This is a genomic window from Sphingomonas sp. BK481, from assembly GCF_014194875.1.
Lineage (GTDB): Bacteria > Pseudomonadota > Alphaproteobacteria > Sphingomonadales > Sphingomonadaceae > Sphingomonas > Sphingomonas aerolata.
On sequence record NZ_JACIAP010000016.1, the window covers coordinates 36,600 to 60,399 of the forward strand.

Sequence of the window (23,800 nt, forward strand, 5' to 3'; positions counted from 1 at the left end):
CGCGCCGGAGCCGCCAAGCGCGCAGGCGAGGCACCCGATCGGCCGCATGCGATTTCCCGATCGCCGTCTTCCCCCGGGGGGCGCTGTTGGCGTAGACGGAGCCATGGCGGTTACCGTGTTTCCCGATCCCGTTGCGAAGAGTGTCTCCGGGACATGACGGTCCCCGGAACATGGGCGACCGTTCTGGCCGGCGTTGCGACGCTGCTGCTGCTCGGGCTTGGCGGGCTGCTGCTGTTCCTGGGATTGCGCGCGCGCGCCGGTGTCGCGACGACCCTCGCTGAGAATGCGACGATGCGCGCGTTGCTCGATGGGTCGCCGGCCGTCGCGACGGTCGTCCGCGCGGATGGACGAGTGGAGATGCCGCAGCGGATGGCGGACTGGCTGGGTATTCCGGCGCCACGCTATCTGATGGATCTGGCGGGTGAGGAATCCGGGCTCTCACCCGAGGATGCTGCCGCGCTGACTGCCGATGTGACCGCTGCACAGCGTTCGGGCCGGCCGTTCGTCCGTGCCGTCCGCCCCGTCGGTTCGACGCGGGCCATCACGCTGCGCGGCGCGCGTGCGCCTGGTGCGATGGGGGCAACCGGCAGCATCCTGATCTGGGCGTTCGATGCAACGGACAGCGAATCCGAGATCAAGCGCCTCGGCACCGAGACGGCGCGGCTTGGTGCCGCCTATGAGGCGCTGACCGGGCTAATCGAAGCAGCGCCGCTGCCGATGTGGTACCGGGCGCGCGATCTCAGGCTGTCGATGGTCAATTCCGCCTATGTTGCGGCCGTCGAGGGCCAGGATGCGCAGGACGTGGTCGCGCGCGGCCTCGAACTCGTCGAGGGATCGGGGCGCGGCGGGCCGCTGGCGGGTGCCGCCGCCGCGCGCGAGCAGGGGCGGCCGCACCAGCAGGTCCTGCCCGCGACGATCGACGGGGCCCGTCGGTCGCTCCAGATCTATGACGTCCCGCTCCCGACCGGTGGCGTAGCGGGCTTTGCGATCGACATCGAGGATCTCGAGCAGGCGCGCTCGGGTGCCAAGCGTTTCGCCGAGGCGCAGCGGGCGATGCTCGACCGACTGTCGGCGGGGGTCGCGCAGTTCGGTGGTGACCGCGGCCTGGTCTTCTGCAACCAGCCGTTCCGGCGCATGTTCGCGATGCGGGCGGAGTGGCTCGCCGACCGTCCCGAATTCGACCGCGTGCTCGAACGGATGCGCGAAGCGGACCGGCTCCCCGAGGTCCGCGACTTTCCGGCATGGAAGGCCGAGCGTCGCGCATGGTTCATGCAGACCGGGACCATGCCGAACGGCGGCGCGAGCGAGGAGATCTGGCACCTGCGCGGCGGCACGCATTTGCGCGTTGTCGCCCAGCCCTTGCCCGATGGCGGGCTGTTGCTGATCTTCGAGGACCGCACCGAGCATGTCCAGCTCGCCAGCGCGCGCGACACGCTGCTCCGCGTCCGTACCGCCACCTTCGACAATCTGTTCGAGGCACTTGGCGTGTTCGCCGCCGACGGCCGGCTGCAATTGTGGAACAACCGGTTCAGGGTACTGTGGGGCCTCGAGGAGGAATTCCTTGCCGGCCATCCGCGTGTCGACGTCTTTGCCGATGCCGCGGCGGGCAAGTTGATGACGCCCAACCGGTCGGCGCTGATCCCCGATCTCGTGCGATCGGCAACCGCCGGACGGCAGCAGCGCGGGGGCCGCGTGGCCTTCGCCGACGGCCGGCATTTCGAGTTTGCAGGTGTCCCGCTGCCCGACGGCAACGCGCTGTTCACGATGCTTGACATCACCGACAGCCGGCGTGCGGAGCAGGCCTTGCGCGAACGCGCGAACGCGCTCGAGGCGGCGGACAAGGTGAAGACGGCGTTCGTCGCGAACATGAGCTATGAGCTCAAGACGCCGCTGACGTCGATCAGTGGTTTCGCCGAGATGCTGCACGGTGGCTATGCCGGGCCGATGAGCGAACAGGCCGGGGGGTATCTCGAGGCCATTCTCGAATCGGTCGAGCGGCTCGGGCTGCTGGTCGACGACGTGCTCGACCTGACCCGGACCGAGAGCGAGAGCACCGAGATGGTGCGCACCGATGTCGAGCTGGCGGTGGTCGCCCGCGCCGCGGCAGGCTCGATCCAGGCCACTGCGCGGCGCCGCAAGCTCGACTTCGCGATCGAGATCGGGCGCTCGACCGGGCGTATCTGCGGCGATCCCAAGCGATTGCGCGAGATCGTCGAGCATCTGCTGCGTCACGCGGTCGCCGGTACGCCCGAGGGGGGGCGGATCCTCCTGCACGCCGACGGCAATGCAACGCATGCGCGGATCGTCGTGTCGGATGACGGCGCGGGGATGAGCGCGGAAGGCGTCGCGCATGCGTTCGACCGGTTCGCCGAATCCAAGACGATCGGCGATCGTGCGCTGGGGCTCGGCCTGCCGCTCGCCAAGCAGTTCGTCGAGGCGCATAACGGCACGATCGATCTCGTATCCGAACCCGGAAACGGCACGCTGATCACGGTCGAACTGCCGCGGAGATGATCATCGTTTTGAAGAGACATGCACGCTGCCCGGGTTCGGTCGCATGACGGCGCTGCGGTTAGAGGATCCCGCCGCGACCGAGGCGTTCGGCGCGAAACTGGCAGCGCACGTCAAGGCGGGTGACGTGATTGCGCTGACGGGGACGCTCGGCGCGGGGAAGACGAGCCTGGCACGCGGGCTGCTGGCCGCGCTCGGTCTGGTCGGCGAGGCGCCATCGCCGAGTTTCGCGATCGTCCAGCCCTATGCACCACCCGAGGTGCGTCTGCCGGTGCTCCACGTCGATCTGTACCGGATCGACGATCCGGACGAGATCGTCGAACTCGCGCTTGACGACGCGCGCTATGATTCCGTGCTGATCGTCGAATGGCCAGAGCGGGCGGGGCCAGACTATTGGCCGGACGCGCTTCGGCTCGACCTCACGATCGAACCGGACGGCACGCGCGGCTTGACAGCCGGAGTGCCGGAGGGTTGGACGCGGCGATGGCCGATATGACACCCCCGGCGGGCGCCGCCGCATTTCTCGACGCGCAGGGCTGGGCGGGGGCGACGCTCCTGCCTGTAGCGGGCGACGCGTCGTTCCGTCGCTATTTCCGCGTCGTCGCCGGGACACGCCACGCGATGCTGATGGACGCGCCGCCGCCACATGAAGACCCGCGCCCGTTCATCGCGGTCGCACAGTGGCTGGTCGAGCGGACGTTCCGGGCACCCGCGATCCTCGCGAGCGACCTGACGCAGGGACTCGTGCTGATCGAGGATTTTGGCGATGATCGGTTGCGCGAGGCGATCGACGCATCGTCCGACAAGGGCATGGCGCTCTACGCGCCCGCGATCGACCTGCTCGGACGTCTTCACGCGCACCCGGCCGGACCATTCGCACCCTATGACCGTGCCGTCCTGGCGCGCGAGGCCGCGCTGTTCGTCGACTGGTATTGCCCGGCCATCGGGATCGTCCCGGACCGGGCGGGCTGGGATGCGGCATGGGACGCCGTGTTCGATCACGGGATCGCGACCGACCCCGTCACCGTACTGCGCGATTATCATGCGGAGAATCTGATGCTGCTCGCACCGGACGGAGCGCTCGGCCTGCTCGATTTCCAGGACGCGCTCGCCGGGCACCCGGCCTATGACCTCGTGTCGCTGTTGCAAGACGCACGGCGCGACGTCGACCCTATGGTCGAGGTGGCGATGCTCGCGCGCTACCGCGAAGCGACGGGCGTTGGTGACGATTTCCTGGACGCCTATCATGTGCTCGGCGCGCAGCGGAACGCCAAGATTCTTGGTATCTTCACGCGGCTGTGGAAGCGTGACGGCAAGCCGCGCTATCCAACCTTGTGTCCCCGGGTCTGGACGTATCTCGAGCGTGACCTGGCCCAGCCGGTGATGGCGCCGGTCGCGGCCTGGTTCGACGCCAATGTGCCGGCCGCTCGGCGCGGCGACCCGCTGGCGTTGGCGGCATGAGCGGCCAGCGCATGATCCGTCCGATCCCGCGCGGGACAGTGCCCGAGACGGCGATGGTGATGGCGGCCGGGCTCGGCAAGCGGATGCGGCCGTTGACCGCGACGCGCCCCAAGCCGCTGGTCGAAGTGGCCGGCAAGGCGCTGATCGACCATGTCTTCGATCGGCTGCAGCGTGCCGGGATCGCGCGCGCGGTGGTCAATGTTCACTATCTTGCCGATACGTTGCAGGCGCATGTCACCGATCGTTACCCCGATATCGAGGTCGTGATTTCGGACGAGCGTCGCCGGTTGATGGAGACGGGCGGCGGGCTGGTTCAGGCACGTCCGCTGCTCGGCGATGCGCCGGTTCTGGTGGTCAACAGCGACAATCTCTGGATCGACGGACCGGTCGACGCGATCCGGCTGCTCGCGTCGCGCTGGGACGATGCGACGATGGATGCGCTGCTGCTGATGGTGCCGCTCGCTCGCGCGCACAATCATGGCGGTCCGGGCGACTTCCATCTCGCAGCGGACGGGCGGATCACCGGACGCCGCAAGCCGGGGCGGGTCGCACCCTTCGCCTTTACGGGCATTCAGATTCTCCACCCGCGCGTCATCGCGGATTGGCCCGAGGGACCGTTTTCGACGAACCTGTTCTGGGACCGTGCGATCGCCGCGGGTCGTGCATTTGGCCAGGTCCACCAGGGTCTGTGGTTCGACGTGGGCACCCCGGGCGCGATTCCGAAGACCGAGGCGATCCTGGCCGGTGGCTGAACGGACGGGGCCGACCCTCTACACCATCCCCGCCCATCGGGCCTTTGCCGATGCGCTGGTCGCGGGGTTGCTCCGGCGGGCAGGGCAGGATCCGCTGGCGCTCGCCCGCGCGCTGATCCTGTTGCCGAACAACCGCGCGATCCGGGCGGTGACCGATGCGTTCGTGCGGGCGAGCGGCGGGGGGCTGGTGTTGCCGCGGATGATCGCGCTGGGCGACACTGGGCTGGGCGAAGCGGTCGGCGCGGCGCTCGATCCTGCGGACGATGTCGATCCGCCGCTGCCAGCGGTGCCGCCCTATCAGCGGCGGATGATCCTTGCGCGGCTGGTGTCGGAAGAACGCCGGCGTGGGGGGCATCCGATCGATGCCGCCGAGGCGGTCCGACTTGCCGGCGAACTCGCCAAGACGCTCGACCAGCTGCTCGTCGAGGAGGTTGCGCCGACGCGCCTGCATGAGATCGAACTCGGTCCCGAACTGACCGAACACTGGCAGCGCGCATTGTCGACGTTCGACGTCGTGCTGCAGCGATGGCCGGGCGAACTGGCCCGCCTGGGGCGGATCGACGCGGCGACCCGGCGCGCCGCGCTGCTCGACCGATTGGTGACGCGATGGCGTGCGGCGCCGCCCACCGGGCTGGTCTGCGCCGCAGGCGTCACCGACTCTGCGCCGGCGGTCGCGCGCGCCCTGCGTTGCGTCGCAGACCTGCCAGGCGGCATGGTGGTGTTCGCGGATCTGGATCTGCACCTGCCCGACGAGGAGTGGGATGCGCTGGGACCCCACCCGCGAAACCCGGATACCGGGCTGACGCGGCGGTCGATCGAAACGCATCCGCAATTTCATCTAAAGCTCCTGCTCGAACGCATGGGCGTCGGGCGCGCCGAGGTTGCGACTTGGCGCGAGGGCGGTGGCCATGACGCCGACACGACCCGAAGCCGCGCTATCGCCAATGCACTGGCCCCCGCCGACTTCACGGGAAAGTGGACCCGGCTGGGCGCGGAGGACCGCCGCCTGAAGGGGGTGACGGTCGCCGAACTGGCAACCCCCGCCGAGGAGGCGCAGGCGATCGCACTGGCCCTGCGCGGCGTACTGGAGGAGCCGGGACGGACAGCGGCGCTCGTCACGCCCGATCGCGCACTGGCGCGGCGTGTCGCGGCGCATCTTGGACGCTGGCAGATCCTGATCGACGACAGCGCGGGCCGGCCCTTGTCGATCCTCCCGCCCGGGACCCTCATCCTCGCGCTGGTCGAGGCTGCGGCACAGCGTTTCGCACCGCTCGCCTTGCTTGCGTTGCTGAAGCACCCGCTGGTCCGCAGTGGCGATACCCGGCTGGGGTGGCTCGACGGCGTTCGTGCGCTCGATCGCGCGTTGCGCGGACCGCGGCCCGCCGCGGGGCTCGATGCTGTCGATGCGCATCTGCGCGCCGGAACGGCGAAGCGCTGGTGGCCGGAGGCGCAAGCGCTGCTCACGCCGATCGCCACGGTATTCGAACGCGGCGCCCAGCCGCTCGGCCCGTTGCTGGCGACCGTTCGCGAGACGGCCGCGGCGCTGTGCGGCGATGAACTCTGGGCCGGCCCCGCGGGGCGGGCCGCGGCGCAATGCCTTGCCGATCTCGAAATCGAGGCTGATGCCGGCCCGCCGCTTGTCGACCCAAGCGAACTTGCGCAGCTCTTACGGACCTTGCTCGACGAGGTTGCGGTGCGGCCATTGCAGGGCGCGCATCCGCGTCTGGCGATCTATGGTCTGCTCGAGGCGCGATTGCAGACCGCCGACCTGATGGTCCTGGGCGGACTGAACGAAGGCATGTGGCCGGGGCGTCCCGCGCCGGATCCGTGGCTCGCGCCGCGGATCCGCGCCGAACTCGGGCTGCCGGGCCTGGAGCGGCAGGTGGGGACGTCGGCGCATGATTTCGCCCAGGCGCTCGGCGCGCCGCGGGCGATCGTCACGCGCGCGCGCCGCGACGCCAAGTCGCCAGCATTGGCGTCGCGGCTCTGGCTGCGTCTGCAGGCGCTTGCGGGGGATAGGTTCGAACGCGCCGAGGCGCTCGAGTCGTGGACACGCGATCTCGACGATCCGCGGGCGCACCGGCCCTCCGACCGTCCGGCACCTTCGCCGATCGCTGCGCTGCGGCCAAGGCTGATTTCGGTGACCGAGGTCGACCGGCTGAAGGCCGACCCCTACGCCTTCTATGCCCGCAGGGTGCTCGGTCTGATGCCGCTCGACCCGGTCGATGCGGATCCGAGCGCGGCGTGGCGTGGCACCGCGGTCCACGACATTCTCGAGCAATGGTGGAAGCACGACGCCTGCGCGATTGATGCTCTGCGGCTGCGTGCCGAGGCGATGCTGCGCGACGAGCGGACGCACCCGATGATGCGCGCGCTCTGGCAGCCGCGGCTGCTCGAGGCGATCGACTGGATCGCGGGCACGATCGCGGCGCAGGCCGTCGATGGCCGGGTCGTCGCCAGCGCGGAAGGCAAGGGCGAGATCGCGATTGCGGGGGTGACGCTGCGCGGACGGTACGACCGTGTCGACCGGCTGCCCGGCGGCGAGCTGGCGATCATCGACTACAAGACCGGCAAGCCCCCCTCGGCGACCGCGGTGCGCGCCGGCTATAGTCTGCAGCTGGGGCTGCTCGGCCTGATCGCCGAGCGCGGCGGCTTTGCCGATGTCGCGGGCAAGGCGGGTGCGTTCGAATATTGGTCGCTTGGCAAGAAGCGCGATGCGTTTGGCTATGTCGAGAGTCCGGTTGATCCCGAGGGCAAGCGCGACAAGATCCCGACCGCGGAATTCACCGCGACGGCGGCGCACAACTTCACCGAGGTCGCGGGAAACTGGCTGACCGGCAGCGCCGCCTTCACCGCCAAGCTGGTACCGGAATATGCGCCTTATGCCGAATATGACCAGCTGATGCGCCGGGATGAATGGTATGGCCGTGAATAGCGGCGAGCTCCGCACCTTACCCCGGCTCAAGGGCGCACAGGCCGCAGCTAGTGACCCCCGCGCCCATGTCTGGCTGTCCGCATCGGCGGGAACCGGCAAGACCCAGGTTCTCGCGGCGCGTGTTTTTCGCCTGTTGCTGCGCGGCGTCGATCCGGGTGCGATCTTGTGCCTGACCTTCACTAAGGCGGGTGCGGCCGAAATGGCGCAGCGGATCAACGGGCGGCTCGCCGCCTGGGTGCGGATGCCCGGCCCCGCGCTGGGTGCCGACCTGATTGCCCTGGGGGAGGTCCCGGACCAGGCGTTGCAGGATCGTGCGCGGACGCTGTTTGCCAAGGTGCTCGACGCGCCGGGGGGCGGGTTGCGGATCCAGACGATCCACGGTTTCTGCCAGGGCCTGCTGGCGGCGTTTCCGGTCGAAGCGGGGCTGACCCCGGGTTTTCGCCCCCTGGAGGCCCGCGAGGAAGCCGGGCTTGCGCGTGAGGCGCTGGCGGGGATGCTCGCGGACGCCGAGCGTGAGGGGCGGGAGCGTCCCGTCGAGATCGTCGGCCGCTTGTCCCTGCGGATGGGGGAGGGCGGTGCCGAGGGGTTCCTGATGGCCTGCGCACGGGCGCTGCCCGCGCTCGAGGTGTTGCCGTCGGGTATCCGCCCCTGGTTGCGCCGGACGCTCGAGCTGCCCGCGGGCGATATCGACGAGGCGGTCGCGGACTGGTGCGAGGCGCTGGATATCGACGCGATCATGCGGATCGGCGCGGCCAACCGCGCGTGGGGAACCGCGACCGGCCTTAAGCAGGCGGCCATGGTCGAGGCGTGGCTCGCGTCGCCGGACCGTGCGGCGATTCTTCCCGATCTCGCAGGCGTCGTGCTGACGGCCAAGGGCGAGCCGCGCAAGGCGCAGAAGAAGCTTGTCGATCTCGAACCTGACTATGAGATCCTGGCACAGGATGTCGGCGCGGCCTGCGCCGATATCGCATCGATGATCCAGCGCGTCGCCTATGCCGATCTTCTCGCCGACGGGCTGGAGATCGGGCGCGATTATGCGCGCGCTTATGCACTGGCGAAACGGCGTGTCGGCGGGGTCGATTTCGACGATCTGATCGCGACGACCGTGGCCTTGCTCGACCAGCCCGGCATTGGCGAATGGGTCCGCTACAAGCTTGATCAGGCGACCGAGCATGTCCTGATCGACGAAGCGCAGGACACCAATGCCGACCAGTGGCGGATCGTCCGCGCGCTAGCCGACGAATTCTTCGTGGGGCGCGGCATCTATGCCCCGTCGACGCGCACGCTGTTCACGGTCGGCGACTGGAAGCAGGCGATCTTCGGCTTCCAGGGAACCGACCCGTTCAACTTCGCCGCCGCAGAGCTGCATTTCGGGCGACGCGCGCGCGAGGTCGCGGGCGACGACGAGTGGCCGGAGGCGGAGCGGGGCCTGCCGCTCGAGCGGCTGTCGCTGACCCACTCGTTCCGGTCGACCCGGCCGATCCTCGCGTTCGTCGATGCCGCGGTCGCCGCGGCGGGCGAGCCGGGGCTTGGCGCGATCGGCGAGCTTGAGGTCCATGCGAGCGAGGTCAAGGGCCCCGGCAGCGTGACGCTATGGCCACCGGTCATCGCAGGGGGAAGCGAGGACGACGAGGAGGGCTGGGTCGACGATGCGGTCCGCAAGCTCGCGGGCGATATTGCCAAGGCGGTCCGGCGCTGGCTCGCGCCCGACGGGCTGATGCTCGAGAGCAAGGGGCGACGGCTGCGCCCCGAGGACGTGATGATCCTCGTGAAGCGGCGCGGCGATCTCGCGTCGCTGATCGTCGCGCGGCTCTATGCCGAGGGCGTGCCCGTCGCGGGCGTCGATCGGCTACGTCTGAACGCGCCGCTCGCCGTGCAGGACCTGCTCGCGACGATCCGCTTCGTGTTGCAGCCGGAAGACGATCTGAGCCTGGCATCGCTGCTCGTCTCGCCGCTGATCGGCTGGACGCAGGACGAACTTATGGCGGCGGCGCCGCGCGAGGCCGGGCCGTTGTGGCGGCATCTTCAGCGGACGCAGTCCGCCGAGCGCCTCGCGCCGCTGCTCGCGATGCTCGCACGTGCGGACATCGCAACGCCATATCAGTTTCTGGAGGAGCTCCTGTCCGGGCCACTCGACGGACGGCGCAAGCTGATCCTGCGGCTGGGGACCGAAGCGCGCGATCCGATCGAGGAACTGCTCAACGCAGCACTGACGTTCGAGAGCAATACGACACAGTCGCTGCAGCGCTTTCTCGACTGGTTCGATCGCGGCGATGTCGACATCGTCCGTGATCCGTCGGCGCCGCTTGATGCGGTGCGCGTGATGACCGCACACGGCGCCAAGGGCCTGCAGGCACCGCTGGTGATCCTTGCCGATGCGACCGCCGACCCCGCCGCCGCACCGCGATCGATCCTGAAATGGACTCCCGAGGACATGGTCGCCCCGTTGCCGGTGTTCCGCCCGCGCAACAGCGAGCGGGGTGGCCCCCTCGATGCCGTGGTGACGGCAGCCGAGCGGCGCGAACTGGAGGAGCATTGGCGGCTCTTCTATGTCGCGGCTACCCGCGCCGAGGAGCGTCTGGTCATCGCGGGCGCGCTCGGTACGCGGGCGCAGGGCGTTGCGCCGGTGACGAGCTGGTATGGTGCTGCGGATCGCGCGCTGACAGCGTTGGGCGTGGCGGATGCCGAGGGCGAGCGGGTCTTCGTCGGCGACGGGACGGAATTCCCGGTACCGGTCAAGCCCGCGGCGAACGACGTGGCCGTGCCGTCCCAGACTATACCCGACTGGGCCCGGCACGCGGCACCGAAGGAGTCGCGCCCGTCGCGCCCGCTGTCGCCGTCCGCGCTCGGCGAGGATGCGGTGTCCGACCCGCCGCCGACCCCGGAGATGCGGCTTGCGGCCGAACGCGGCGCGTTGATCCACAAGCTGCTCGAGCGCCTTCCCGCGGTCGACGGCGGTTCGCGGGCGGCGGCGGCGGATCGCTGGCTCGGCCAGGCCGGCGGTGTTTCCGATCCCGCCGCGCGTGCGGAAATTGCAGCGAGCGCGATCGGCGTGATCGAGGATCCGCGCTTCGCTGACCTGTTCGGTATCGACTCGCTTCCCGAAGCGCCGATCGCGGCCACGCTGGCGGACGGCATCGTGGTATCGGGAACGGTCGACAGGCTGCTGATCGGCGCGGAGATCATCCGGGTGATCGATTTCAAGACCGGACGGCGTGCGCCGCGCGGACTCGACGAGGTGCCGGACTATCATCTCAAGCAGATGGCGGCCTATGCGGCGGCGTTGCGGGTGATCTTTCCGGGGCGGACGATCGAGTCGGCGTTGCTCTACACCGCGGCACCCCGATTGATCGGGATATCGGCCGATATGCTCGATAGGCACAAGCCGCGCTATGCGATGACGGAGCAAAGCTAGGCTGTCGACGGTTGAGACGCGTGCAGCCGGACCCTAGATTACGGTATAACGAAGGAGATATTTCAGTGGCGACCAAGCAGATCACCGATGCGAGCTTCAATGCCGACGTGCTGAACGCCGACGGCCCCGTGCTCGTCGATTTCTGGGCCGAATGGTGCGGGCCGTGCAAGATGATCGGGCCGAGCCTTGAGGAGCTGTCCGAGGAACTGGGCGAGAAGGTGACGATCGCCAAGCTCAACATCGACGAGAACCCCGATGCGCCAGGCCAGTATGGCGTGCGCGGGATCCCGACGATGATCCTGTTCAAGGGCGGCGCCCCGGCAGCAACCAAGGTTGGTGCGGCACCCAAGGGCCAGCTCAAGGCGTGGCTTGAAGGCGAGCTCGCCTAAGACGGTACGCGCCGCTACCGCCACCTCAGATCTTTTGAGGTGGTGGTTAGAGGCGAGCTCAGCTTCGATAGTCGGCGTTGATCGAGATATAGCCGTGCGTCAGGTCGCAGGTCCACACCGTGGCCGCACCGTCGCCCAAGGCGAGATCGACGCCGATCTCGATGTCCTGCCCCTTAAGATGGTCCGCAACGGGCGCCTCGTCATAGCCGCTGAGCGCGAGACCGCCCTCGGCCACTTGCGTGTTGCCGAACCGGATCGACAATGTGTCGCGGTCGGCAGGCTCTCCTGCCTTGCCAACGGCCATAACGACACGACCCCAATTGGCGTCCTCGCCAGCGACCGCCGTCTTGACCAGAGGCGAGTTGGCGATGCTCATAGCAACTCGGTGTGCGCTGCGGTCGCTCTCTGCGCCGGTCACCTGGATCTCGATCAGCTTCTGCGCCCCTTCGCCGTCGCGGACGACCAGCAGGGCAAGCTGATGGCATAGATCGGCCAGTGCCGCGCGGAACGCGTCCGCGCCGATGCTGTCGTCGTCGCTGAGCGGGGCGTTGCCGGCCTTCCCCGTTGCGAATGCGAGCACCGTGTCGCTGGTCGAAGTGTCGCTGTCGACGGTGATGCACGAGAAGCTCGGCGCATTGGCCTTGGACAGTGCGGCCTGGAGAAACGCGGGCTCGACCGCGGCATCCGTGAAGATGAAGCCGAGCATCGTCGCCATGTCCGGCGCGATCATCCCCGAACCCTTGATGATGCCGATCAAAGTGACGGTCCGATCGCCGATCACCGCGGTAGTCACCGCGCCCTTGGTAAATGTATCGGTGGTCATGATCGTCGCGGCGGCGTCCTCCCAGCCGCACGGTGCGGCGGCGAACGCGGCGTCGAGTCCTGCTTCGGCCTTGTCGATCGGCAACGGCACACCGATCACGCCAGTCGAGGCGACGAACACGTCCGAAGGCTGACAGCCAAGATGCGCTGCCGTGCGTGCGGCGATCGCCTCGACCGCTGCACGGCCACGCGCACCAGTAAAGGCGTTCGAATTGCCCGCATTGACGACCAGCGCGCGCGCCTGCCCAAGCGTCAGCGCCGCACGGCACCACTCGACCTCGGGCGACGGACATTTGCTCTGCGTAAGGACGCCCGCAACGACCGTCCCCGGATCGAGCGTTACGAACGTCAGGTCGCACCGGTCCCAGGCCTTGTAGCCGGCACGCGCGACATGCGGCACGACCCCGTCGATCAAAGGGGCGGCGGGGAAGGGCAAGGCGAGCGGCGAGATCTGCATCCGGCCTTCATAGTCGCTGCGGTCCGGCCCGCAAGATCGCGGGTCGCGTCTGACAGCCGCCCGTCGACCGGTGTCCCGTGCGGTTGGGGGCTATCGCATGACATCTGCGCGCGTCGACGGTCGACGAGCGTCCGTCGGGGTCGTCGTTCCTACGCACCACGCCGTCCCCTTACGGATCGAGCGTCCGCGCGTTCGCCGGGTGCTTCCGTCCGACGAATGGTAGATTTTACGCGCAAGCTCGCATACAGCCGGTCTCGCATGAACCTGCTGCTTCTCCTTTCTGCCCTCCTGTCCGCGCTGACCGGCGCGGTGCCGGGTGTGCGTGGGCAGTCCGCACAGGCAGTGGCGCAGGGCAGCATTTGCGCGCAGACCGCGGCGGTGGCGGTGGCAAAGGTCGCGGTACGACCGGTCGCCGCGCTCGCCTCGCTCGACGACGTTGCCACCTCGGCGACGCTGCCCGTCGTCGCGATCATCACGGCCCCTATCTGGGTAGACCGTCGGCGCGAATAGCGCCGCGCGCCTGATCTCTCGGCCTGCGGGCCACTTCTCCTCTTTGCGCGTGCGTGCCTCCGCGTGCCGTCGCGCCCTATAATCAGGAAATCAGCCCATGTTCGGTGGCTTTGCCAAATCGCTGTTCGGGTCGTCCAACGACCGCTACGTCAAGTCGCTCAACCCGATCCTCGCGAAGATCGCCTCGTTCGAGCCTTCGCTCGTCGCGATGTCGGACGAGGAATTGTCCGGGCAGACCGCGAAGTTCCGTGCCCGACTCGCTAACGGCGAGAAGCTCGACGACTTGCTTCCAGAGGCATTTGCCACGGTGCGCGAGGCGGCCAAGCGCGTGCTTGGCCAGCGGCATTACGACGTGCAGATGGTCGGCGGCATCGTCCTTCACCGCGGCGAGATCGCCGAGATGCGTACCGGCGAGGGCAAGACGCTCGTCGCGACGCTCGCGACCTATTTGAACGCGCTGCCGGGTGACGGCGTCCACGTCGTCACGGTCAACGACTATCTCGCCGCGCGCGACGCGGAGTGGATGGGGCAGGTCTATACTTTCCTCGGCATGACGATCGGCGTGATCGTGCCGAACCTGTCGGACGAGGAGCGTCGCGCCGCCTATGCCGCCGACATCACCTACGGCACGAACAACGAGTTCGGCTTCGACTATCTGCGCGACAACATGAAGTACGAGCGCAGTTCGATGGTGCAGCGCCGCTTCAACTTCGCGGTGGTCGACGAGGTCGATTCGGTCCTGATCGACGAAGCGCGGACGCCGCTGATCATCTCGGGGCCGACCGACGACAAGTCCGAGCTGTATATCCAGGTCGATGCGGTCGTGAAGCAGCTCGTCCCCGGTGACTATGACAAGGACGAGAAGCAGAAGACGATCATCCTCACCGAGGACGGCACCGAGAAGGTCGAGCGGATGCTCGAGGCCGCGGGGCTGCTCGAAGGCGCCAACCTATACGACTTCGAGAACACGCAGGTCGTCCATCACCTCAACCAGGCGCTGCGCGCGATCGTGATGTTCAAGTCGGACATCGACTACATCGTCAAGGACGGCAAGGTCATCATCATCGACGAGTTCACCGGTCGCATGATGGACGGCCGGCGCTGGTCGGACGGCCTTCACCAGGCGGTCGAGGCCAAGGAAGGCGTTCAGATCGAGCCCGAGAACCAGACGATGGCCTCGATCACGTTCCAGAACTATTTCCGCATGTACCCCAAGATCGGCGGCATGACCGGTACGGCTGCGACCGAGGCGGCCGAGTTCTACGACATCTACAAGATCAACGTCGTCAGCATCCCGACCAACGTCACGGTCAAGCGCGTCGACGAGGAAGATGAGTTCTACAAGGACACCAAGGACAAGTTCGCGGCGATCGCCAAGAAGATCAAGCATCACGCCGATCTCGGCCAGCCGGTGCTCGTCGGCACGGTATCGATCGAGAAATCCGAGCTGCTCAGCGAGTTCCTCGTCGGCGAGGCGGTCGAACACAAGGTGCTGAACGCGCGCTTCCACGAGATGGAGGCGCACATCGTCGCGCAGGCCGGGCGCAAGTCCGCGGTGACGATCGCGACCAACATGGCGGGCCGCGGCACCGACATCAAACTGGGCGGCAACCTCGAATTCCGCATGCTCGACGAGCATCCCGATCTGGTCGAGGGCACGCCCGAATATGCCGCCGAGGCTGCGCGGATCGAGACCGAGATCGAGGCCGAGAAGCAGGCAGTGCTCGCCGCGGGCGGCCTGTTTGTGCTCGGTACCGAGCGCCACGAGAGCCGGCGCATCGACAACCAGCTGCGCGGGCGTTCGGGTCGTCAGGGCGATCCCGGCCTGTCACGCTTCTATCTGAGCCTCGACGACGATCTGCTGCGGATCTTCGGGCCGGACACGCTGTTCGCCAAGATGATGCGCAACAATATCGAGGATGGCGAGGCGATCGGGAGCAAGTGGCTGTCGAAGGCGATCGAGACCGCGCAGAAGAAGGTCGAGGCGCGCAACTACGACATCCGCAAGCAGGTCGTCGAATATGACGACGTGATGAACGAGCAGCGCAAGGTCATCTACGAACAGCGCGCGGACATCATGGATGCCGATACCGTCGGCGACGTGGTGACGGACATGCGTGCGGAGACGGTCAACGTCATCGTCGGTGAAGCGTGCCCGCCCAATTCCTATCCGGAACAGTGGGACATTGCGGGGATGAAGACGCGGCTTGCCGAGGTGCTCAACCTCGAGCCGCAGATCGAGGCATGGTTGCTCGAAGAGGCGATCGATCCCGAGATCGTCGAGGAACGTATCCGTGCGATGGCGGACGAGGCGATCGCGACGAAATCCGCGGACCTCGACACCGAGACGTGGACGTCGGTCGAGAAGTCGATCCTGCTGCAGAATCTCGACCATCACTGGAAGGAGCATCTGGCGACGCTCGACGCGCTGCGCCAGGTCGTCCATCTGCGCGCCTATGCGCAGAAGACGCCGATCAACGAGTATAAGCAGGAGGCGTTCTCGCTATTCCAGCGGATGCTCGAGACGATCCGCGAGGACGTGACCAAGACGATCGCCCACGCGCAGTTCCAGATCCAGGCGCCGGTCGGCCTGCCCGAGCTACCCGATTTCATCACGACGCATTTCGACCCGTTCACCGGCGAGAATGACAGCCTCGACCAGGCACGCGGCATGTCGGGCCACATCACGTCGCAACTCCCGCCGATGCAGATCCCGCAGCCCCAGGCCGCGGATATCGGCGAGGATCCGGCGAACTGGGAAGGCGTGGTCAGCCGCAACGCGCCATGCCCGTGCGGGTCGGGGCGCAAATACAAGCAGTGCCACGGCGCGGTCTGACCGCTGCTGTCACGGGCCGGCCGTTTATCGGCTGCGCCCGGTTGGCAGCATAGCAGGCAATAAAAAGCCGGGCCGTCCCACATGGACGGTCCGGCTTTTGCTTGTAAGCTTGGTTGCGGCAGTGCGGCCGCGACGCTGCTTACTTTGGCAGGATGACGCTCGGCCCGATATTGTCGACGACCTGCTTGGCATTGAACGCACGGATGTTGTCGCGCGGGATCGGCCCCTTGCGCATCACGATCTCGGCCGTCGCTTCGTAGCGGTCGATCGTGCGGACGTCGAAATCATTGCCCCATGGGCCGCCGAAACCGCCGCCGCCAAAGCCACCGAAGCCGCCACCGATATAAGGATCCCAGCTCCGCCAGCCGAAGCCGCGGCCGCGATAGCGCCACGACGGGCCCCAATAGCCACCAAAGCCGCCATAACCGAACCCGCCACCGATTCCCGGGGTAGAATAGGTGCGCGACTGAAGATTTGTATCGCGGTCCGCCATCAGGAAATAATCATATCCCTGCTGAAGCGTGAGTTCGGCCGCGCGGAAGAAGAGGTAGCGTTCGACGGTGTCGCGCGAGGTGACGCTGTTGCCCGCGAAGCTGACGAGGAAGCGGTTATCTTCGATCCGGCGATCGCTATAGCCGGTTCGGTTGAACCCCTGGCCAGTGGCCGGGCGGTAGGTGGTTTCGGTCGCACAACCCGCGACCAGCAACGTGCTCGTGGCGAGAGCTGCCAGCAGGACCTTGCGACCAGGCATGATGAACATGATTGTCGTCTCCGTTCGCGGCGAATGCGGCGAAACGCCTTACATTAGCCTTCAGTGGTGGAACGGTTGATGAACGGGATTGGTCCACGGGTCCATGACGGTGATTGAATAAACCACCTCGGCGCCGTCATAGGCCGTCGTCCGCGACGCAGGATCAGTCCCCGATCAGATGAAGCGCCAGCGAGCGACCATGGGGACGACGGCGATGCTCGAACAAGTAGATTCCCTGCCACGTGCCGAGCGCGAGCGTGGCGTCGATCACTGGGATCGACAATTGTACCTGCGTGAGAGCGGCGCGCAGATGCGCGGGCATGTCGTCGGGCCCTTCGTCGTCGTGCAGATACGAACTTGATTCCGGTGCGATGCGCTCGAAATAAGCCTCGATATCCGTTCGGACCTCGGGCGCGGCATTTTCCTGGATGAGCAGCGATGCGGAGGTATGGCGACAAAACACCGTCAATAACCCGGACTGCATCGCCTGCGCATCGACCCAGCGCCGGATCGGGGCGGTAATGTCGACCAGCCCCTGCCGGCGGGTATCGATCGTGATCTGGGTCGTGGACTGCCGCATCGCTGCGCTCCTATGTGACTGCCTAGCCGGTCAGGTCCGTGACGATGCTCAACGCCTGTCGTCACGGCCTTGGTCGCTATCGGCATCCGCCGGGACGTCGCGACCCAAATTGATCTCGTCATAGAGTTTGAGAAGATCGCTGACCTCCGCGATGACGGTTTCCTGCTCGGCGCGCCAGCGTGCCGTCGCGTCGTGCGTCGGCGTGCCGCACTTGCCATCGTGAAGCGTGAAACCTTGATCGATCAACCAGATGGTATCCGCCGCACGGGCCCGCTGCCGCCGCAGATGGAATACCCATTGTTCGATGACGCCGGAAGGAACGAGTCTGTCGATTTCACCCATGGTCGGCGCCTACCCGACCTGCGTCGTGATTGTACAGCAGACGTTGCCGATGGTCCCGAATGCCGGAATCTCGACCCGGGAAACGGGTCTTGTGGAAGGCTGGAAAGTTCCGCCGGTTTTCGCCAAAACGCCTCGATTCAGCACGCTTTCGGGAACCGCTCACGACCAAGCGTGTTGAAAAGGTGGTAAAAAGCGTGTGTATTTTGACTGCCATCCTGTCACCGGAACCCGATCAATGCCTGTTATGTCCCACCGACCCGAGCGCGACCAGCCCTCGTTTCACCGCGTCGATCAGTCTCCGCCACGCCTGTCGGACCGCTATGGTGCGGACAGGCTTGACGCCCTTTACCGGCGTGCCGCAGCCGATCGTGACCGGTTTCGCCAGCAGCAGTTGATCGCGATGCAGCCAAGCCTGCTCGAACGACTGCTCGGAAAGTTCCGCCGCTAGGAAGGGGTCAACTGACTGCTACACGCCGACCGGGAAGGTCGTCGCATGGCGCAGTCCCTGTATTTCCGCCCAAGTGATGGGCCGGTCACGACCGACGCATTCTATGATCAATGCGTCGGCATCCTCGGCGGCAAGTTCGTCCGCCGCCTTGATCATGTCTTCCAGCGAGCCCGTAGCGAGCTGCTCATCCGCGATCGGCACCGCGTCCTCGCCGTCGACAGGGCTTTCGGTAACCGCGCGTCGGAGCAGTTTTGCCGGCATTTTCCACATTGTCTTGAACACGTTTACGCTCCAGCCCCCTGGCACGACCGCGATGCCGCAGGTTGCGCCAATGGTCCAGACCATCGCTGCATGCCTGCGCCGATCGCAGCATCCCACGCGACGAATCGCACGATCCGTCCGATACGGGCGAGTTTGGCGTTGTCGTTGCAGACTGGGGTCGAACAGCACGTCTCGAACGGCACCCGCGGTAGAGCCCAAGGCCGATGGGGTTATGTTGCCAATGGGCCGTCGATCGCGCCTGGACGCAGGGCAGGGGCGGACCCGGTCCTTACACTCAGGGCGTTTCTGGCGAAGATCTGCGCTCCGTCTTCTTCGAAGCGCAGATCGATTTTCAAGGGCTGGGCTTTTGAGTGCCTCCGATCAGGCCGGCGGGTTGCCCGTCCCGCCATTAAGTGAAGCGGAATGTTTGTGGGCATCGTTGGAGGAGGCTCGGGCAGGCGCCGCATCCGCGCTGCTCCCGGCGAGCATGCCGTTCAACGAACTGCCGGTCATGCCGAGTTCCGCCATCAGGCCATCGATGAGCGGGCCGCCGACGCGGTAGCGCATAGCGGCTGCGACCGCAGCGTCGGCAAGGTTGCCTTGGCCGCCCCCGGAGGCGCCATCGCTGCCACTGTCACCGTGCAGGCCCCGCGCGTCCAGGATGCTGATTTTGTCGATGTTCTCCATCGGCTTGCTCGCCGCAGCGATAATCGCGGGCAACGCTTCTAGCATTGCGCGGCGGATCAGCAGTGCGGTTTGCGAGTCACTCAGCAAGTTGGTCGCCTCGTTCAGCGATGCCTGACCTGCCGCGTCGACCTTGAAGGCCGCCTCGCGGCCTTCCGCGCGCGCCTTCTCTGCATCTGCTTCGGCGGTTGCTTCAGTACGCAGGGCGCTTGCTCGAGCCTCCGCGGCTTCCTTCTCAGCGGTCGCAGCGACGGTGATGCCAACGGCCTCTTCCTGCGCGCGCTGGGTAGCGGCGATCACGGCGACATTCTTGTTTCGGTTGGCGATCTCGGTCGCCTTGGCAGTAGCGACGCTTTCCTCGGCTCGGACGGCGAGCGCACGGGCTTCGTTGGCCGCGGCAGTGGCGGTCGACTCCTCCTCGGATTTCTGTGCGGTCTGCACCGCAGTCGTGATACGTGCGATCTCGATCGTCCTGTCGCGCTCGATCGTTGCGGTCTGGATCGCGCCGTCACGGGCAATCGTCGCGGTCTGGATCACCTTGTCGGCTTCGGTCTGCGCTACGGTCTGCGCCTGGCCCGCAGTGATGCGGGCGATCTCGGCGAGGCGGGTCTGCTCGGCCTCGGCGGTGGCAATCGCGGTGGCCTGTTCCGCACGGCGCGCGGACAGCGTCTGCTCCTGCGTCAGGCGCGCCTGTTCGGCGGCCTGCGCGATCTCGAGCGACTGGTTGTTGGCGTCGAGGTTACGCTGTTCGATCTCGACGCGGTTGGTTGCGACGATGTCGTTGCGGATCTTCTTGCGCTCCTCGATCGTCCGCGTGAGCACGGTCAGCCCCTCGGCGTCGAACGCGTTGTTCTCGTTGAAATGCTCGAACGCGGTCTGGTCGAAGTGCGTGATGCTAACGGACTCGAGCTGGAACCCGTTCATGTCCAGGTCGGTCATCAGCGCCTCCTGCACCTTCTGGATGAAGTCGGCGCGGTTGGCGTGGAGGTGCTCCATCGTCATCGTCGCGGCCACCGATCGCAGCGCGGACACGAGCTTGCCGTCGAGCAGCGACTTCACCGCGTCGGGGCTGTTGACCGAATCGCCAAGCGTCTGCGCCGCGGCGGCGATCGATTCCGCGTCGGGCTTCACCTTGATGTGGAACAGCCCGACGACGTCGACGCGCAGCTTGTCGAGCGTGATCAGCGCGTCCTTGTTAAGGCGCGAGACCTCCAGCTTCACCGTCGTCAGGCGGACCTGCATCAACTCATGAAGCACCGGGATCACCATGATGCCGCCGTTGAGCACGACTTTTTCGCCGCCGAAACCGGTGCGGATCAGCGCAACGTCCTTGGTTGCGCGCCGGTAGAGCCGGGTCAGAATGATGCCGATCACGACAAGCGCGAACAGCACGATACCGGCGTAGATAAGGACGTTCAGAAGCTGTGCGGGCATGAAACCCTCCCCGGTTATGATTGTGGTCAGATCGACTGCAGGAGCGCGTTGGCGTCGGGCAGCGCGTAGAAGAGTTTGCCGTCGCGGCGGACGATCAGGGCGGTCTCGCCGGTGGCGATCACGTCCGCGTCGTCGTGCGGCTCGACCATGATGAAGTGCGCCTGACCATGCTGATCGACGATCTTTGCACGGGCCGGCGATCCCCGGCGGGCGGTGCCCTCGAGGATGGTGCCGCGGCGGCGGAGAAAGTCGTCGGTGGAGATCACGCTGGTTTCGAAGCCGGGCATGATCCGGGCAAGCCCGTTGGCGGCCAGAGTGTTGAGCAGGCTGCCAGCGGCCAGCGCACCACCCGAGGCGAGACCCCAGTGCAGTGGGCCGCCGGTCAACGCGGTCGCGCCCTGCTGAATGGCTATCCCGGTGAGCGTGAAGCAGCCGAGCAACGAGGTCAGCCAGATCAGGATCGGCAGTTCGTGACCGAGGCCGAGCCAATCAAGCACGCCGCTATCGGTTTCGGCATAAACGTCCGCGTCGAGATCGAGATGGCCGAGCCCGAGGCCGATCGCCTCGATCAGCCCGATCCCGACCATTATGACGAACGCGATCGCGAACGGCGCGTACGCGGGCGTCAGGAAGATCGCGAACATAAGCCGTGGCAATGTTGGGGGCTCTGCTTGTGCATCGGCGAACTGGTAACGGACAGACGACAACGCTTCGTTACGAAACGCCGGCCGATCCGGATTTTGAATTCCATGTGTCGATGCTCCCCGAAGGGAGGCTAGCCCTGCGCCACGACATTCGCAACGCGCGCTGAGGACACCGCCCGGGTTTCGGTTCATCATCTGCACAGGATTTGCACGACACGCGAACGGATCGGATGCGGACCTCGCGATCTGACGCTCGCGGGACCGCTGCAAAGCAGAACCTCGACAATCGGGGAGCGCGAAGATGAATCGTCATGGAAGACTGATGGCCAAGATCAGCGCTGCCTTGGCGCTGATCGTCCTGGCGGAGATACTGATCGACGACGGCAATGGCGCGGTGGTGGGTGGGTTCGCGTTTGCCTGGACTACCGCCCTGTTGCTGACGCGACGGGCGATCTGGAAGGCCAGATCGGCGCGATTGGCGTTGATTTCTGGCTTTAAATGCGGTGAGATCGATGCAGTTGCGATACAAAGATCTGCTACAGATAGCGTGCTTCGAGCGCCCAGAGCGAAACGGGAAATGCCCCTTCGGGCTAGGGACGCTGATGCGATAGTGGCCCAATCACGTGAAGTGGGCTTGGAACACCAAATGACAATTTTCTTGTCAGGCGTCCCTGGAGAACTTGTTCGCGCGGCGTTCGATCGCGCTGGCGGCAACGAAATCGCCAGTGGCAAGTTCGCCAGTCCAGAGAGCAGCGCAGCATTAGCCGCGAACGGATTTGGATGGTTTATGGATCGACCAACCGCGCTTCCTGCTTTTCCCGGTACAGACGATCTCGACTGGCCGGCGACCCGCGTCGACCTTGAACGAGAAATGCGTTTTCCATGGTCCGGTGGCAGGCACCCTTAGCTAGATGCGGCAGTGGAAACACCGCAATACCTGCTCGGCATAGAGTCTAAGAGGCATGAACCGTTCTGTGACCGCAAGGCAGCAAAGCTCTCTCAGGCATACGACCGCGACGTTTGGGGTAGCGGAATGGCGCCGTCGACCGCGATGCGCGATCGGCTTCGTGCGGCTCCCACCACCTTTCACCATCTTGACGCGGCGCAACTCGTCAAACACGCGTTCGGGCTGATCACCGAGGCGCGGCGCAGCGGCAAGAAGCCCGTCCTCGTTTATTTATACGCAGCACCAAAGGACAAACCGCCTTCAAATCAAACACCGAACTGAGATTGAAGATTTATCGGATGCCGTTGACGGCGGCGTGGTGCGGTTCATAGCGGTCCGCTGGACCGAATGGCTGGACCGCTTCGCTGGCGATGCCGCCGGACACGCTGCGCGCATTCGTGATCGCTTTCACCCCTGACAAAAGGCCACCATGACCCGCTCAACCATCTACACCGTGGACGCCGATAATCGCCTTACCGCAATGAGAGCGGCGGCGCCCGAGAGCGAGGATACAATGCAGTGCCTGATCGCCGATTACCCGGAGATCATCGCAGATACCGACGGCGCGCTTTTACTCATTCGTCGCGAGCAGCCGATCGCTGACGCCGAGGGCTCTAGGTGGTCGCTTGACCACCTCTTCGTCACGCGTACCGGTGTGCCAGTGTTAGTCGAGATGAAACGAGCGAGCGACACACGGCTGCGGCGGGAGGTGGTGGGGCAGATGCTCGATTATGCTGCGAATGCCACGGCCCACTGGCAGGCCGGCACGATCGCCGCCAGCTTCGCGGCCACCGCTGGCTCAGAGGGGCGAGACCCCGATCAAATTTTGGCGGAGTTCCTTGGCGATACAGCTGAGCCTGATGCCTTCTGGCCGCAGGTCGACGCAAACTTTGCCGCCGGCCGGATCAAACTCGTCTTCGTCGCCGACGTGATCCCGCGCGAGCTTGCGCGCATTGTCGAGTTCCTCAACGAACAGATGAAGGCGGACGTGCGCGCCGTTGAATTGAGCTGGTTCGAAGGCAAGGGCATTCGCGCCTTCACGCCTCGCGTAATTGGCGAAACGGAACGAGCCCAGGCCGCGAAGGCAAGAGGCAGGTCGGCTGTGCCTGAGCCAATCACGCGCGATGAATGGATTGCAAAGCACCTCGCCCCTATCGGGCCGGCGATCGTGGCGGCGGCGTATCGCTACTGCGAGGTTGTCGAAGACGCTGGCGGCGTCGCGGCCGTCACTCAGGCACAGGGGTCGCTCATTGCCGTATTCGAGCGCTCGGCAACGACGCTCTTTCCGATGTCGTTCGTCTTCTTCGGGAAGGGCATGGTAACCTTCAACCTGACCTATCTTAAATCTCGAGCGGCCTTCGCGGACGAAGAGGTTCGCAAGAAGCTTTATGACCGGCTGGTTGGGATCGTCGGGCTGCTCTCCACTAACAAATTAGGTGGCTATCCAGGCTTCCCAGCCGCACGCCTCAACGAGCCCGATGTCGCGCATGCGCTGGTGACGTTCTTGCGCGATCTAGCTGACCAGGTTGATCGTGTCCCACCGCGTGGTGTAGCTTCAGCGGCGTAGCCGCTTTGATCTCCGGACATGGCCGGGTCGATCACGCCGCCATGGACGACAACGT

Annotated in this window: 20 protein-coding genes; 13 read left to right on the forward strand and 7 right to left on the reverse strand. The window is 66.2% G+C overall.

The features are described from left to right. Positions 1 to 153: 153 nt before the first annotated feature. From FHY04_RS19900 to trxA, 7 genes are all read left to right on the forward strand, one after another. Entirely contained in the window at positions 154 to 2,514 is a 2,361-nt protein-coding gene (locus FHY04_RS19900; protein ID WP_183937583.1) for a PAS domain-containing sensor histidine kinase, read from the forward strand. A 43-nt stretch (positions 2,515 to 2,557) separates the two neighbouring features. After that, the gene (tsaE, locus tag FHY04_RS19905; RefSeq protein WP_107045840.1) at positions 2,558 to 3,007 is read left to right on the forward strand and encodes a tRNA (adenosine(37)-N6)-threonylcarbamoyltransferase complex ATPase subunit type 1 TsaE; all 450 of its coding nucleotides are present in this window, start codon (positions 2,558 to 2,560) and stop codon (positions 3,005 to 3,007) included. Next, a complete protein-coding gene (locus tag FHY04_RS19910; protein WP_183937604.1) occupies positions 3,004 to 3,972 on the forward strand; it encodes an aminoglycoside phosphotransferase family protein in 969 nt (322 codons plus the stop codon). The genes tsaE and FHY04_RS19910 overlap by 4 nt, the downstream gene beginning before the upstream one ends. Continuing rightward, positions 3,969 to 4,724, forward strand: coding sequence for a nucleotidyltransferase family protein (locus tag FHY04_RS19915; RefSeq protein WP_183937584.1), 756 nt, complete (start codon positions 3,969 to 3,971; stop codon positions 4,722 to 4,724). Before FHY04_RS19910 ends, FHY04_RS19915 begins: the two co-directional genes overlap by 4 nt. Continuing rightward, complete coding sequence (gene addB, locus FHY04_RS19920; RefSeq protein ID WP_183937585.1) at positions 4,717 to 7,659, forward strand: double-strand break repair protein AddB; 2,943 nt, start codon at positions 4,717 to 4,719, stop codon at positions 7,657 to 7,659. Before FHY04_RS19915 ends, addB begins: the two co-directional genes overlap by 8 nt. Further along, the gene (gene addA, locus FHY04_RS19925) at positions 7,646 to 11,074 is read left to right on the forward strand and encodes a double-strand break repair helicase AddA (RefSeq protein WP_183937586.1); all 3,429 of its coding nucleotides are present in this window, start codon (positions 7,646 to 7,648) and stop codon (positions 11,072 to 11,074) included. The genes addB and addA overlap by 14 nt, the downstream gene beginning before the upstream one ends. 65 nt (positions 11,075 to 11,139) lie before the next feature. Beyond that, a complete protein-coding gene (gene trxA / locus FHY04_RS19930; protein ID WP_031393340.1) occupies positions 11,140 to 11,463 on the forward strand; it encodes a thioredoxin TrxA in 324 nt (107 codons plus the stop codon). Between the two features lie 58 nt (positions 11,464 to 11,521). Here the strand turns inward: trxA and argJ are convergent, their stop codons facing one another. Continuing rightward, complete coding sequence (gene argJ / locus FHY04_RS19935) at positions 11,522 to 12,742, reverse strand: bifunctional glutamate N-acetyltransferase/amino-acid acetyltransferase ArgJ (RefSeq protein ID WP_183937587.1); 1,221 nt, start codon at positions 12,740 to 12,742, stop codon at positions 11,522 to 11,524. Positions 12,743 to 13,000: 258 nt separating this feature from the next. Here argJ and FHY04_RS19940 point away from each other — a divergent pair, with 258 nt between their 5' ends. Both FHY04_RS19940 and secA read left to right on the forward strand, forming a co-directional pair. Then, on the forward strand, positions 13,001 to 13,252 hold the full coding sequence (locus tag FHY04_RS19940; RefSeq protein WP_037528446.1) for a hypothetical protein: 252 nt from the start codon (positions 13,001 to 13,003) through the stop codon (positions 13,250 to 13,252). Positions 13,253 to 13,349: 97 nt separating this feature from the next. Then, entirely contained in the window at positions 13,350 to 16,088 is a 2,739-nt protein-coding gene (gene secA, locus FHY04_RS19945; protein WP_107933656.1) for a preprotein translocase subunit SecA, read from the forward strand. A 139-nt stretch (positions 16,089 to 16,227) separates the two neighbouring features. Here secA and FHY04_RS19950 read toward each other — a convergent pair whose 3' ends face one another. From FHY04_RS19950 to FHY04_RS19960, 3 genes are all read right to left on the reverse strand, one after another. Further along, complete coding sequence (locus FHY04_RS19950) at positions 16,228 to 16,848, reverse strand: CC0125/CC1285 family lipoprotein (protein ID WP_183937588.1); 621 nt, start codon at positions 16,846 to 16,848, stop codon at positions 16,228 to 16,230. Between the two features lie 154 nt (positions 16,849 to 17,002). Then, complete coding sequence (locus FHY04_RS19955; protein WP_166747438.1) at positions 17,003 to 17,419, reverse strand: secondary thiamine-phosphate synthase enzyme YjbQ; 417 nt, start codon at positions 17,417 to 17,419, stop codon at positions 17,003 to 17,005. Positions 17,420 to 17,467: 48 nt separating this feature from the next. Next, positions 17,468 to 17,761: a hypothetical protein gene (locus FHY04_RS19960; protein WP_051916268.1), complete on the reverse strand. Its 294-nt coding sequence runs from the start codon at positions 17,759 to 17,761 to the stop codon at positions 17,468 to 17,470. Between the two features lie 244 nt (positions 17,762 to 18,005). On the opposite strand from FHY04_RS19960, the gene FHY04_RS19965 reads away from it, so the two are divergent. After that, positions 18,006 to 18,209 (forward strand): hypothetical protein, encoded by a 204-nt coding sequence (locus FHY04_RS19965; protein WP_031439040.1) that lies wholly within the window; start codon positions 18,006 to 18,008, stop codon positions 18,207 to 18,209. Between the two features lie 18 nt (positions 18,210 to 18,227). Here the strand turns inward: FHY04_RS19965 and FHY04_RS19970 are convergent, their stop codons facing one another. The 3 genes from FHY04_RS19970 to FHY04_RS19980 form a co-directional block, all read right to left on the reverse strand. Next, positions 18,228 to 18,554 (reverse strand): hypothetical protein, encoded by a 327-nt coding sequence (locus tag FHY04_RS19970; RefSeq protein WP_183937590.1) that lies wholly within the window; start codon positions 18,552 to 18,554, stop codon positions 18,228 to 18,230. 297 nt (positions 18,555 to 18,851) lie between these two features. Further along, positions 18,852 to 20,588 carry a flotillin family protein gene (locus FHY04_RS19975; RefSeq protein WP_244180761.1) on the reverse strand — a complete coding sequence of 579 codons (1,737 nt, stop codon included), beginning with the start codon at positions 20,586 to 20,588 and terminating at the stop codon, positions 18,852 to 18,854. Between the two features lie 26 nt (positions 20,589 to 20,614). After that, a complete protein-coding gene (locus tag FHY04_RS19980) occupies positions 20,615 to 21,232 on the reverse strand; it encodes an OB-fold-containig protein (protein WP_031393350.1) in 618 nt (205 codons plus the stop codon). Between the two features lie 322 nt (positions 21,233 to 21,554). Between FHY04_RS19980 and FHY04_RS19985 the strand changes: the two genes are divergently transcribed. The 3 genes from FHY04_RS19985 to FHY04_RS19995 all read left to right on the forward strand — a co-directional run bounded on the left by FHY04_RS19985 (position 21,555) and on the right by FHY04_RS19995 (position 23,745). Next, the gene (locus tag FHY04_RS19985) at positions 21,555 to 22,139 is read left to right on the forward strand and encodes a hypothetical protein (protein WP_183937592.1); all 585 of its coding nucleotides are present in this window, start codon (positions 21,555 to 21,557) and stop codon (positions 22,137 to 22,139) included. A 12-nt stretch (positions 22,140 to 22,151) separates the two neighbouring features. Next, positions 22,152 to 22,460 (forward strand): hypothetical protein, encoded by a 309-nt coding sequence (locus FHY04_RS19990; RefSeq protein ID WP_183937594.1) that lies wholly within the window; start codon positions 22,152 to 22,154, stop codon positions 22,458 to 22,460. A 148-nt stretch (positions 22,461 to 22,608) separates the two neighbouring features. Further along, entirely contained in the window at positions 22,609 to 23,745 is a 1,137-nt protein-coding gene (locus FHY04_RS19995) for a hypothetical protein (protein WP_183937596.1), read from the forward strand. Positions 23,746 to 23,800: the final 55 nt, after the last annotated feature.